Source organism: Streptomyces sp. NPDC020845 (genome assembly GCF_044334165.1).
In the GTDB taxonomy this organism is placed as follows: domain Bacteria; phylum Actinomycetota; class Actinomycetes; order Streptomycetales; family Streptomycetaceae; genus Streptomyces.
Map to the genome: position 1 here is coordinate 151,834 of NZ_JBIRSJ010000019.1, position 13,775 is coordinate 165,608.

Annotated in this window: 5 protein-coding genes; 3 read left to right on the plus strand and 2 right to left on the minus strand. The window is 73.6% G+C overall.

Annotated elements, in window-relative coordinates:
- Positions 1–184 precede the first annotated feature (184 nt).
- From ACH4U7_RS41570 to ACH4U7_RS41580, 3 genes are read left to right on the plus strand one after another with little or no spacing between them, the layout of a single operon-like run.
- Positions 185–6,067 (plus strand): putative T7SS-secreted protein, encoded by a 5,883-nt coding sequence (locus ACH4U7_RS41570; RefSeq protein WP_398532979.1) that lies wholly within the window; start codon positions 185–187, stop codon positions 6,065–6,067.
- The gene (locus ACH4U7_RS41575) at positions 6,064–8,850 is read left to right on the plus strand and encodes a right-handed parallel beta-helix repeat-containing protein (protein ID WP_398532980.1); all 2,787 of its coding nucleotides are present in this window, start codon (positions 6,064–6,066) and stop codon (positions 8,848–8,850) included. The genes ACH4U7_RS41570 and ACH4U7_RS41575 overlap by 4 nt, the downstream gene beginning before the upstream one ends.
- Before the next feature lie 50 nt (positions 8,851–8,900).
- On the plus strand, positions 8,901–10,010 hold the full coding sequence (locus tag ACH4U7_RS41580) for a hypothetical protein (protein ID WP_398532981.1): 1,110 nt from the start codon (positions 8,901–8,903) through the stop codon (positions 10,008–10,010).
- A gap of 127 nt (positions 10,011–10,137) precedes the next feature.
- Here ACH4U7_RS41580 and fusA read toward each other — a convergent pair whose 3' ends face one another.
- Entirely contained in the window at positions 10,138–12,258 is a 2,121-nt protein-coding gene (gene fusA / locus ACH4U7_RS41585) for an elongation factor G (protein ID WP_398532982.1), read from the minus strand.
- 359 nt (positions 12,259–12,617) lie between these two features.
- A complete protein-coding gene (locus ACH4U7_RS41590) occupies positions 12,618–13,754 on the minus strand; it encodes a glycine amidinotransferase (RefSeq protein ID WP_398532983.1) in 1,137 nt (378 codons plus the stop codon).
- Positions 13,755–13,775: the final 21 nt, after the last annotated feature.

The following is a 13,775-nucleotide window of genomic DNA, read 5'->3' on the forward strand; positions in this document are numbered from 1 at the left end:
TGCGGGCTCATACTGCCCTACCGTGACCAACGGCCCAAAAGTGTGGTCCGGTTCAGGAATCAACCATGTCTGACGTACCGTTCATTCCGATGAACCGTTCTCGCTCGTCGGTGCGTTACCCAAGTGTAGGTGCCCACCGGTGAAGCGCCTGTGCCACAGCTGACCGTCAAGGGGGAGGAGCAGCGTGCCGACCCGTCCCGGCGACTGGAGCGCGCTCGGTCTCAGCGGTGACCCGGTCCCGGGTGACCCCGCCATGCTGAACACCATCGCCGACACCATGCGCGACCTGGCGACCTCCGCCGGGGTCATCAACACCGGGCTGCGCGAACTGCAGACCACCGCGGGCGACGGACAGCGGTTCATCGGCGTCACCGCCGACCGGCTGCGCGAGATGGTGGACAGCCATCTGTACAACTTCGTCGGGCATGTCGAGGAGTCCTTCCGCAAGGCCGAAAACGCCATTCGCGTCTACGCGACCGCCGTCGAGACCGCTCAGGGCGAGGCCGACCAGGCGCTCTCCACCGCCCAGGGGCTGCCCGAGGACGATCCGCAGCGGCAGCCGCTCACCCAGCGCGCCGAGGACGCCCGCACCGACGTGTCCAACGCCGCGGGCGAGCTGCGCCGGCAACTCCATGACGCGGGCGAGCTGATGGTCCAGCCGGTCAGCGACTGCGATCTGTTCTGGGAGGCGTTCCAGTGGCTGACGATCATCATCTCGGTGATCGCGGTCTTCACCGGCGGCATCCTCGGCATCATCGCCTGGGGCATGAACGCCGTCCTGCTCATCAAGACCATCGTGGACTTCAGCCAGGGCAAGGCCAGCGGGCTCGAACTCGGCCTGGCCTTCCTCGGCGTGCTCTTCCCCACCACCAAAGCCATCAACGTCGGCGCCATCATCAAGGGCCTCGGCAACGGCCTCAAGGGCGTCGTGGGCGGCCTGACCGGCGCGGGACGCGGCCTTTTCGGCCAGATCAGCCACTTCTCCTCGCTCACCGGCCTACCCAAGATCGTCGTGGCTCCGATGGTGATCGGCGCCCATCTCGCCCCGCTGGTCAAGATCGACGTCATCGCGCTGGGCAAGGGCTTCGGCAACGCCCTGAAGGGCGGCTGGAACAGCGCGATCGGCGCGATCGGCAGCGACTGGGCGCGCGTCACCGCCTCCTCGACCGGCGCCTGGGCCAAGGCCGGCGCCTACTCACTGGCCAATCTGCAACGCCTCGCCCGGCTCGGCGCCGCCACCCTCCTCCCGCTGAACTTCACCGAGCTCAGCGTCCTCGGTATCGGCGGCGCCGCCCGGCTCGCCTTCGGCGAGCGCGTCCTGGGCATCGCACAGCCCGAGTTGCACGCCCTGCTGGCCAACGCGGGACGTACGGACGCGGCCCTGCGCGGCATCCCCCCGGTGCAGACCGGCCCCGGCGCCCTGACGCCCACCGGGCTCATCCGGCCGCCCGGCGCGTTTCTGCCGGGGGGCGGCCTCCACCTCGGCGGCCTCGGTACGGGCACATTGGGAGCCGTACCGCTGACCCCGCTGACCGAGCTGCCCACCGTCAACCTGGGCGCCCTGACGCCACAGGGGCTCGGCGCGTCCCACGGCCTGACCACCGCGCCGCTGCCCCACGGGATGACCACCAGCCCGGGCGGCCTGGTCGTCCCGGCCGCCCACGCGGCGCCCGGCGGCCAGGTCCTCCAGACGCTCCATCAGATGGACTTCGCCGCAGGCCAGGTGCGGCTGGACAACAATCTGCTGCTGCCCGGCAACACCGCCATCGACCTGCTGCGCGATGCCCACACCCCGTCCGCGGTGTCCCACACCGGCCAGGAGTCCGTCCCCGGCGTCGCCTCGGTCGGCGGGGTGTCCGACGGGGTCACCATGGCCCGCGGCGCGGTGGGACACGCCGAGGCGCTGAACGATCTGACCTTTCCTGAGCTGAACGCCCTCGCCCACGGGGATGTCGCCGTCACCGCCATCCGGGGCGACGGCATCACCCTGCGGATCGGCGACGCGGCCCCCCGGACCGTCGACGCGCACACGGTCGCGGGCACCGCCCCGGTGCCCGCCGGAGCGGCGGCGCCCCCGGCTGTGGGGGTCGTCGGTGGCGCCGCGCCGGGGGCCCCGGCGAATGTGGCGCATGGGGGCGCGGCGGCTGTTTCCCCGCCCGCGGGTGTCGTCGCCGCACCGCCGCCGGGCGTTGTCGGCGGCCACGCGCCGGGTGCCCCGGCGGTCGCGGGCGGGCATGCCGCGCCGGTGGGCTCCGGGGCGCACGGCCCAGGCGCGGCGGCCCACGCGGACACGGGCGTCCACGCCGCCCCGGGCACACCCGCGCCCGCACACGCGGCCGCGGCCTCCGCGCCCCCGGGCGCCCCCGGGCGCGGCGGCGCGGCCGGTACGGGCGCCGGTGCGGCCGTGCCGCCGCCGGGTGGCGTTGTCCGCGCCCCGGAGCCGCTGTCCGCCGCGGCGGCGCATGACCTGGCCATGGATCTGCTGCGCGGCGAGCGCGCCGCGCCACCACCGCCCTATTCGGTATCTGCGTCGTCGGCGGGCGGCACCGGCGCGCGTTCGGTGCCGTCGGCCGGCGGAGTGTCCGCGCGCGGCCCGCTCGACGCCGCCGGGAGCGGGGGCGCCAAGGGGGCGGGCGACGCGCTCGACCTCGTCGCACACCCCGGCCGCCCGCCCGAGACCACCGCACCGCACACCGAGCTCGCCAAGACGGGCGAGACGGCCGTGCAGCCGCCCCCGCCGTTCCGGGAGGCGACGGCCGATATGCCGCCGCCGTACGCCTCGCCGCCCCCGGGCAAGGGCCGGTTCGGCGGGCTGTCCCCCATGGCCGCCATCAACCAGCGGATCCGGGAGACCCACCAGCTCATCATGGGCGGCACCAGCGGCTCCGAGGCCGCCACGCGGCTCAACGCATGGGCGTCGTACGAGCGCGCCCTGTCCGATCTCGGCAGGGCCGAGCGGCAGGTGGAGCTGACCACGCCCCCGCCGGGGCAGGGCGGCTCCCGGGGGCCGTCCGCCGCACAGCTCAGCGCGCTGGACGAGCTGGGCGCGGTCCGCGCGCGCGTCGACGCGGCCGAGTCCCGGCTGGACGGGCTGGGCATCGACCCGCGCGGCACGCGCCGGCAAATGCAGGCCATCACCGTCCAGATGTTCCACGAGCGGGGCGGACTGCCGGGCGGCTCCCGGCACTCGCCCTCCCCGTCCGACGCCTCCATGGCCGACACGCCGCCGCCGTCCCCGGAGACCCAAACTGCGGACGACGCCTACGACGGCATGGACGATGTCATGGACGACATCTCCGACGCCACGGCCCCGGGCACCCCACGCGGCACCGCGCCGGACCAGACCCCCGAGCCGGGCGCGATGGACGTGGACCCGCCCCCGGCCGGCCAGGTGGTCACCGCCCCGACCGGCGGCTCCCACGTCTGGCCGCCGCCCGGCACCGTGCCGGGCGGCGCCACCCCGGCGCACACCATGGTGAACGACGCCTTCATGCAGCTGACGAACGGCGGCCACGCGGGCATGACGGGCGCGGACTACATGACCTGGGTCCGCGCCATCGAGACCCAGCCGCGGGGGCTCGGCTTCGTGGTCACCGCGATCGTCCGGTTCGACCAGCTCGGCGACGGCCTTCAGGGCTTCCTGAACGCCCTCACCCACCAACTCAACGGCTTCGACGGCCGGATCGGCGTGGTGATCGGGGTCAACGGCTCCCACGCCCAACTGCCCTTGATTCGCCAGGCCATCGCGGACGCCCTCGGCCAGACCACCTTCGGACATCCGCTGGCCCTGGTGGCCACGCCGCTCGGCCCGTACCCGGCCGGCCACTTCATCTACGGGACGGCGCGCAACCTCACCCTCGACAGCCAGGCCACCCGCCACATGGTCCGCTCGATGATGGCCGACAATCTGCACCCGTACCACGCGATCATGGACTTCGACAACTACCCCCACCTGGTCCCCGGCGGCCAGCACGTCTTCGAGTACTGGGAGGGCGCGCTGAAGGTCGTGGAGGACGGATACGAGGTGGGCAACCCGCTGCGGCCGCTGATGATGGCGGGCGGCTACCGGGCTCCCGAGCTCCCGCCCGTCGGCAGCGCCGACCGGCTGATCGACGACACCCGGGCCAGGCTCGAGAACCTGACGCTGAAGGAGCGGAAGAACCCCAGGCCCCCGCTGGAGGACATGAGGCTGGAATTCATCCGCCGGATCGAGCAGGACATGCGGATCCGCGACCGGCTCAGCGGCCTCCACCCGCAGCTGGCGTACGGCCCCGAACCCAACCTCTTCGTGGACGCCGCCGCGACCCTGCTCACCGACGATCTGATCCGGGTGCGGTTCGGTCTCGGCGGCGCCGAGTTCGGCGAGCTGAGCGAACGGCTCAACCGGCTGAACGCCTGGGAGCTCGACCAGTCGCTGCGCATCCCCTCGGGGAACATCGGGCAGCGGGCGCTCGATGAGCTGCGCACCCTGCGCGAGACGCACGCCGCGAACAACACCCTGCCGCACCGGGGCGTGCCGTATCTGACCAGGTTCCGGGAGGCGTCCACCGAGACCGACCTGTCCCGGCTGATGAAGACCTGGTACGACGAGGGCAAGCTGCCGCAGGACCACGCCGGTCTCAAGAACCCCCTCGACCGGCTGTTCAGCCGCGACGAGCTCGGCGCGGGCCAGAACAGCCAGGCCGCCCGCGAGGGCATCGAGCTGAAGCCGGTTCGCGACTCCTTCAAACAGACCATCAGGCAGGGCAATTGGAACGACCCCCTGTGGCCGGTCCACCACCCGCCCGGCGAACTGCCCAGCTCCCGGCTCGCCGCCGACCTGTCGGCGGCGCTGGACGACAGCCTGGGCATCGTGGGCAAGAACCGGGTGGGTCTCGCGGTGTCCGCCCGGGTGCCCGGCGACGGGCAGCGGCTGTTCGCGGGCATCGATCCCGAGCAGATGCGGCTTGCCGCGCAGTCCCTCGCGCTCAGCCACGACGAGGGCTATCTCGCCCGCCACCTGGCCTACTTCAACCGTGAACACCTGGCGCGCGGACAGCTCCCCACGCCCCCCGGCACCTTCTTCCACGCCCTTCAGCAGGCGGCCCGGGCCACCGGGGACCCCTCGTTGCAGCCGCTCGAGATGATGCGCAACCTGGTCGGGCGCGTCTTCCAGGACCTGCGGCAGGGCGGCGCCAACTCGCTCGGCCGGATGCTGGACCAGATCAACGCCGCCGGCATCGGCATTGATGTCAAGGCGTTCTTTCCCCGGCTGGTGGACGGCAGGCTGCACCCGCCGACGGCCGATTTCGCGACGTTCCGCGCCGCAGGAGGCGCCCTCGCCCACGACCCGGCCCGGGGCGTCCTGCTGACCCAGTACGCGGCGGCGCTCGGCAGGGACATCCGGGTCACCGCCGGGGACGGGACCACCTTCACGGTCGAGGCCGTCGGGGTCGCGGCCAAAAACCGCCGATCGACCCTCGAGCTCACCTGGCGCTCCGGCCCCGACGGCAGCGGCTGGTCGGCGCACGTCCCCGACCAGCCGCCCCCGAAGCGCGGGGGCGGCCGGCGCGGTGCCGGGGGCGGGCAGGACGGCGGGAACGCACCCACCCCGAAGGGCAAGCGCCCGCGCGGCGCGGACGGGTCCGTCGACGCGCCCGGGCCGGCCAAGCGCCCCCGCCCGGCCCAGGACGGCTCCACCGACCCCGCGTCCACGGGCAAGGGGAAAGGCAAGGGCAAGGCGCGGGCCACCCGCGCCCCCGCGCAGCCCGCCCCGCCCGTTCCGCAACTCCCGCAACTTCCGCAGCTCCCGCCGCCAGTGGACCCGGCCGTACTGACCGCCGCCCACCAGGCCGTCGCGGGCGCCCAGACGGCTCTGCGCCGGGCGACCGAGTGGCGCCAGACTGTCGAGGCGCGCCCCGGCCGGGCGGCCGGGGGAAGTTCCGGGCCGAGCGAGCTCGAACGCGCCCTCGCCGCGGAGCAAGAGGCCTTGGCCAGGCTCCAGGAGGCCCAGAGGAACCTGGACCGGCTTCAGCACCCAGGCCCCGGAAACCCCCGGCCGCCCGGCTCGTTCGGAGGTAGCGCATGACGTCCATCGGCCTCGACGCCCCGGTGCGCCTGGTCTCGGCGCATGGGCACCAGCCCTACGGGACCATCGCCGCGGCGCTGCGGGACGCGGCGGACGGCGACGAGATCCGTATCGCCCCCGGCCGTTACGAGGAGACCGTGCGCATCGCCGGCCAGGTGACGCTGGTCGCGGCGGACCCGGACGCCGGCGACACGCCCGCGCCCGACGGCCCGCCGCCGGGCGCCGCCGTGACGCTCGTCGCGCCCGCGCCCGGCCGGCCCGCCCTGGAGGTACTGCCCGGCGCTCGGCCGACGCTGCGCGGGGTGACCGTGCGCGGCGCGGCCGCTGACCAGCCCGCCGCCCTGCTCGCGGGCGGCGCCACCGACTGGACGGGCGGCGGGGTGCGGTACGGGCGGCTGGAGGTGCGCGGCGATGCCGCACTGCGGATGGCCGACGCCGTGCTGTCCGGGGCCGCGCTGGCCGGGGTGCTGCTCCGTACCACCGGCGCCGTCCACCTCACCGGCTGTCTGCTGGCGGACATCGACGGCACGGGACTGGTGGTCGGCGGCACCACCCGCGTGGAGCTGGTGCACACCGAGATCCGGGCCGCGGCGGGCTCGGGCATACGGGTGCGCGAGGACGCCCGCGCGGTGTTGCGCGGGTGCCTGGTCGACCGCCCGGGCCGCAGCGGACTGCTCACCGAGGACCGGGCCGCCGCGCTGCTGACGGACTGCCGGATCCGGGACACCGGGGGTGAGGCGGTCCGCGCGCTCGGCAGTTCACCGCTGCCGGAGCCCGAAACCCCCGACTCCGCCGACGCGACGGGCGGGGTTGTGCTGCGCGGCTGTGAGCTGACCGGCCCGGCGGCCGACGCGATCGGTGTCACCGGCCCCGCGCAGCTCCAGGTCACCGCGTCCGTGCTGCGCGACTGCGCGGGCTCCGGCGTGGCGGCGGGCGACGGCGCCCGGGTGCGGCTGGCCGCCGTCGCGGTCGTACGCACCGGGGCCACGGCGCTGGTCGCCCACGGCTCCGCCGCGCTGACCGCGAGCGAGGTGACCGTACGGGAGTCGGCTGCCAACGGGCTGCTGGCCACCGGCACCGCGGCCGTCGACCTCACCGACACCGAGCTGACCGGCTGCCGCTACAGCGCGGTCCACCTCGGCGAGCGGACAACGACCGCGCTCACCCGGGTGCGGGTGGGCGCCACCCCCGAACACGGGGTGCACGCCGTCGACGAGGCCACCGTGACGCTGAGCGACGCCCGCCTCGCCGACTGCGGCATGTCGGGCCTCGACCTGGCAGGGGCCGCGCGCGCCGAGGCGTCCGGGCTCGCCGTGACCCGCTGCCTCGCGGGCGTCACGGCCGGGGCGGACGGCGCGCTGCGGCTCACCGACTGCGAGGTGACCGACGCCGAGCGGGCCGGGATCACCCTCGGTCGCGGCGACGCCGAGGTGTCCGGCGGCCGGATCCTGCGGCCTGGCACCGCGGGTCTGGTGTTCACCACGGGCGCCACCCCGCGCGTCACCGACACCGAGATTCGCGAGGCCACCGGCTCAGGACTGGTCGTGGCGGGCGAGGCCGCGCCAAGCGTGACCGGCGTACGGATCGTCAGGCCAGGTAAGAACGGCCTGATCCTGGACGGGGGCGCCGCCGGGGTCTTCGAGGACCTGGACATCGTCCGGCCCGGCTTCCCGGCGGTGCACCTGGCCGACCGGGCGGCGCCCACGCTGCGCCGGATCCGGGTCCGGGACGCCGCGGAGGATCTGAGCGCCGAGCCCGGGGCCCGGCCGGAGGTGGTGGACTGCGTCTCGATCCGGGTGAAGTCCGCGCGATGGCCCGGACCGGAGACCGCCGGGGGCGTACCGGGACCGAAGCCGGCGGGGCCCGGAGCCGGGCACGCATCCGGGGCCGGGCAGTCCTCCGGGGCCGAGGGGGCCTCCAGGTCCGAAGGGTCGGCGGAGTCACCCGCCTCGGAGGAGACCCTTGAGGAACTGCTGGGCGAACTCGACCGGCTGGTCGGCCTGGCCCGGGTCAAGCAGGACGTCGCGTCGCTGGTCAAGCTGATGCGTACGGTCCAGCGCCGGGAGAGCGCCGGGCTCGCGGCCCCGCCGCTGAGCCGCCATCTGGTGTTCGCGGGCAACCCGGGCACCGGCAAGACCACCGTAGCCCGGCTGTACGGCCGGATCCTGGCCGCCGTGGGGCTGCTGGAGCGCGGCCATCTGGTGGAGGCCGACCGCTCTTCGCTGGTGGGCGAGTACGTCGGCCACACCGGCCCCAAGACCCAGCGGGTGTTCCAGGAGGCCATGGGCGGGGTGCTGTTCATCGACGAGGCGTACTCGCTGGCCCCGGCCCAGGGCGGGGGCGGCAACGACTTCGCGCAGGAGGCCATCGCCACCCTGGTCAAGCTGATGGAGGACCACCGGGACTCCGTGGTGGTCATCGTGGCGGGCTATCCGAACGAGATGGAGCACTTCATCGACTCCAACCCCGGTCTGTCCTCCCGGTTCAACCGCACGCTGATGTTCGAGGACTACGACACCGAGGAGCTGCTGCGCATCGTGGAGCGGCACGCCACCTCGCACCAGTACGATCTGACCGACGCCGCCCGCGCCTCCCTCACCGGCTACTTCGAACTGCTGCCCAGGGACGGCCGGTTCGGCAACGGCCGCTCCGCCCGGCAGGTGTTCCAGGCCATGACGGAGCGGCAGGCCTACCGGGTGTCGGAGATCGAAACCCCCTCGGAGAGCGAGCTGATGACGCTCTCGGAACTCGATGTGCCCGAGCTGCCGGAGCCACCGCGGTGAGCGCGGCAACACCCCGATCGACGAAAAAAAGCTCTCAGAAGGAGGCCGCGGTGTCCGAGCCGAGCGGCGAGGAACAGGGCAACACACAGGGCAGGGAGCGGACGGCACAGCGTGGGTTCGCGGACACCTTCGCCCGGCGGACCCGGGTGCCGCTGCGCGGTCTGGCGCCGGGCCGCCGGGTGTGGTCCACGGTGGTCGGGCTGCCGGTGACCGCCGGTCTCGCGGTCGGCGCGGTGGTGCTGGTCTCCACGGGCGTGTCCCAGCTGCGATTCGAAGCCGACGACAACACTGCCACGGCCGAGACCGTCGCCGCGCAGCACAAGGCCGCGGACAAGGCCAAGGGCACCTCCTCCTCCCAAAAGCCGGACGGCGGGGCCAAGGACGGCGGCGAGGCACCCTCCACCGGCGACAAGGGCGCCCCGGGCGGGGCCAACGGCGGGGGCGGCTCCGGCGGTGGCAGTGGCAGCGGCGGCGGCAGCGGCAGTGGTGGCGGCGGTGGCGGCGGCAACGACACGGGGGCGCCGTCCTCCTCCTCCGGCGGCGGCGCCGGTTCCGGCGGGTCGAAGAGTGGCGGCGCCGACACCCCGGCCACGAGCGGCGGCGGGGGCGGTGGCGGAGCGCCCAAGTCGGCGGGCGGCAAGGTGATCTACACCGACTACGCCGGGCCGAGCTGCCCGACCCCGCCGAAGGGCGGCTACTACGAGCAGAACCGCTTCACCGACGGCGACGGCGGCTGGTACTCCCTCGGCGGTGGCGGCTATGTGGGCCACGGCTGCAACGGCGTGTTCGCCTCCGTGCCGATGTCCGGCGACCCGGCCAAGGACGCCCACAGCCGGGTGATGTGGTGGTGGGAGCCGGGCACCTCGGCCAAGAGCTGCCAGCTGTCGGTGTACGTCCCCAAGGGCCCCAACGACCGCGATGTCGCCGGCCACCCCACCACGTACCACGTCCTCACCGACCCGTTCGACCGGACCACGAAGTACGACTCCTTCACCATCAACCAGGCCGGCCACCGCGCCCAGTGGGTGAACGCGGGCAGCTTCGCGGTGAAGCAGGGCAAGATCGGCATCAAGCTGCTCGACCGCGGTGACGACTGGTCGGCCGGCTGGAACCTGGCCCATCACGCCGCCGCCCAGATGAAGGTCACCTGCCGGACCTGACCCTGGGGCCGACCGGGTCGGGAGCTGCCGACGGTACTGCTCGCGCCCCCGGCCGGGCCCGCGCCGCGCGGGCGCGGGCCCGGGGCGGGACGGCCCCGCCCGGATCAGGGGCGGGGCCGCCGACGGGCTACCGGGGCGGTGTCCCGGCGGTCGCCGCGTCCGGCGCCGGGGCGTAACCCGCGGGCCGGGTGGTGAAGGTGCCCCGGCCCTGGGTCCGGCTGCGCAGCCTGGTCGCGTAGCCGAACAGCTCGGCCAGCGGCACGGTCGCCGTGATGACCGCCGTGCCCGTCCGCGCGACCGTGCCCGAGACCCGGCCGCGCCGCGCCGCCAGATCGCCGAGCACCGCGCCCACCGCGTCCTCCGGCACCGTGACCGTGACCTCGGCCACCGGCTCCAGGAGCACCATCGCACCGGCGCGCAGCGCCGCTTGCAGCGCGAGCCGCCCGGCCGTACGGAACGCCATCTCCGAGGAGTCCTTGGAATGCGTGGCCCCGTCGGTCAGGGTGACCCGTACGCCGGTCACCGGGTGGCCGCCGAGCGGCCCCTCGGCCAGGGCGTCCCGGCAGCCGGCCTCGACCGCCCGTACGTACTCCTGCGGCACCCGCCCGCCGACGACGGTCGAGCGGAAGGCGAAGGCCGTGCCCCCGGCGGCCGGTGCGGCGTCGGGCGCGACCTCCAGCGGCTCCGTGTCGAGCACGACATGGGCGAACTGCCCGGCGCCACCGTCCTGTTTGACATGCCGGTACACCAGCCCGGACACCCCGCGGACGACGGTCTCCCGGTAGGCCACCCGCGGTTGTCCGACGGCCACGTCAAGACCCTGGGCCCGGCGCAGCTTCTCCACCGCCACCTCCAGATGGAGCTCGCCCATCCCCGACAGCACCGTCTGCCCGGTCTCGGAGTCGGTCCTGACCGTGAGCGAGGGATCCTCCTCCACCAGCCGCGCCAACGCCGTGGCCAGCCGGTCGGCGTCGGCCCGCCCGCGGGCCTCGACCGCCACCGAGACCACCGGGTCGGCGACCGTGGGCGGTTCGAGGAGCAGCGGAGCCGACGGCGCGCACAGCGTGGCCCCGGCGCGGGCGGCCTTCGGCCCGACCACCGCGACGATGTCCCCGGCCACCGCCCGGTCCACCTCCGAGTGCCGGTCGGCCTGGACCCGCAGAATGCGGCCGATCCGCTCGGTGCGCCGCGCGCCCACGTCCAACACCGCCTCTCCCTTGTCGACCGTCCCCGAATACACCCGCAGATACGTCAGCCGCCCGGTGGCGGTCGCCGCCACCTTGAACACCAGTGCCGCGAACGGCCCGTTGGGGTCGGCGGCCCGCTCCTCCACCGCCTCGTCCCGGGTGCCGCGCACCGCCGGTACGTCCAGTGGCGAGGGCAGATACGCCACGGCGGCGTCCAGCAGCGGCTCGATACCGCGGTTGCGGTAGGCCGAGCCGCAGAGCACCACCACACCCTCGCCGCCGCGGGTCAGCTCGCGCAGCGCCGCGGCCAGGGTCGGTGTGGAGACGACCGAGTCCGCGCAGAACTCCTCCAGCGCGCCCGGGTGGAGCTCCGCCACCGCCTCCTCCAGCAGCCGGCGCCGCCGCAGCGCCTCCTCCCGCAGGGCGTCCGGCACCGGGCCCTCCTCGTACGGGCCGTGGCCGTCGGGCCACACCAGCGCGCGCATCCGCAGCAGATCCACCACCCCGGTGAAACCGTCCTCCGTGCCGATCGGCAACTGGACGACCAGCGGCGCCGGATGCAGCCGCTCCCGGATCGACTCGACCGCCGTGTCCAGATCGGCACCGGCACGGTCCATCTTGTTCACGAAGGCGATCCGCGGTACGCCGTGCCGGTCACACTGCCGCCACACCGACTCGCTCTGCGGTTCGACCCCCGCGACGGCGTCGAACACCGCGATCGCCCCGTCGAGCACCCGCAGCGAGCGTTCCACCTCGTCCGAGAAGTCGACGTGGCCGGGGGTGTCGATGAGATTGATCCGGTGGCCGTCCCAGGCGCAGCTCACCGCGGCCGCGAAGATGGTGATGCCACGGTCGCGCTCCTGGGAGTCGAAGTCGGTGACGGTGGTGCCGTCGTGGACCTCGCCACGCTTGTGGGTGGTCCCGGTGAGGTACAGGATCCGCTCGGTGACGGTGGTCTTGCCCGCGTCCACATGGGCGAGGATGCCCAGGTTGCGGACCGCGGCAAGCGGGTGAGCAAGCGCGGTGGCGGGATGGCGGTGGCGGTTGAAGTCGGTACGCACGGCCCAGGGCCTTTCAGGGTGATCCAGAAAAGGGCGGCGCGATTCCCGGACGGTACGGCCTGTGGTCAGGCCAGGCGGAACTCCCAGGGAGCCGTCATACGTTCGTCACGGGCATCCGGAGCCGGCCGCGCAGCCGGCACCGGGCGCCCGAAGACACCAGGATCACCTCGTACTGTGACGGGAAAACGACAACAGGGGTACCAGCGGTGTGGTCACACACGGCCGACTCCCCTCATACGTCACGGTGCGCGCCCTCATGCGGTGGTGGCGCGCGGTTCGTGGCGAGTGTAGGGAACCCGGCGCGGGCGGGGCACCCGGTTTTTCGTGCCTCGTGTTCCAGGTCGTGTTCCAGCCGTGGGTCAGACCAGGGGCTCGTAGCGGAGGGCGGGGAAGTAGTCCTCGCAGGTGCCCTCGCGGCGCACATCCCAGGTGGCGCAGTGCAGCGAGCCCCCGTACTCGAAAACGTGGCGGAACGGCACGGTGAACACCTCGAAGTCGAGCTTGGCGAGCAGGTCCTGGAGCGGCTTCTCCCGCTCCTCACAGATCACCTTGGTCGGCGACATGCTGAGCACGTTCATCGAAAGCCACTTGGAGGACTGGCAGTACTTGGGCATCTCGTCATTGCCCAGGACGGGTTGCGGGGCGTCGACCAACTCCCAGTCGTTCGCGAGGAACATCTTCTCCTCGCCTTCGCGCAGCGGCCGCTCGGGGTTGGTGAGGACCAGGCCCGGGCGCAGCGGCACAAAGGTGCAGTCGATGTGCGAGGGGAAGAAGTCCAACGGGAAGTGGACCGTGTGGACCCGGAAGCCGCGCGGCTCCAGATGCCGCCTCAGCCAGCGGATGCCCGCCCGATTGGTGGTCATGGACTCCTGGACCAGGATGTCGCGCCCCAGTCGGCTCATATCGGCGGCGTCGAAGACCACCTCGTCCTGGCCCACGCAGAACTCGAAGGAATGCATCCGGGCATGCCGCTGCTCCAGCGGCCACTCCCAGAACTCCTCGCGGTACATCCCGTCGCGCATCGACGGCTTGGGCGCGGTCGTCCACTCGACGCGCGGATCGGCGTTCCAGTACTCGTACACCAGCTTGCGATAGGGCTCGTACTCGAAGTACCGGGCCCGGCGCGACATGGTGGCCTCGATGATCTCGTTGCCCATCGTGATCATCACATCGCGCGGGCAGACCGCGCAGTACTGGTTCTCGACCTCGAAGCCGGGGGTGCGGACGGGGGCCGAGAAGTCATGCTGCTCCGGGCGGCGCACGGTGATGCCCTGGGACTCCAACAGGGCCGTCAGACCGGCCAGTTCCTCGTTGGCCCGCTCGATGGCTTCCTGGGATTTCGGCCCGGTGGGGAACGGTGTGCCGGGGGCGTCGCGTATCGCGGGGCGGCTGCCCGGCTCCGTCGGCTCGAAGCAGGCGTTGTCGGCGGAGCCGACCACGATCTCCTGGAGCGGGTCCCATTCGTTCCATGAATTGACGACCGCCGAATATCGCATATGCGGGTCCACCTGCCTGTT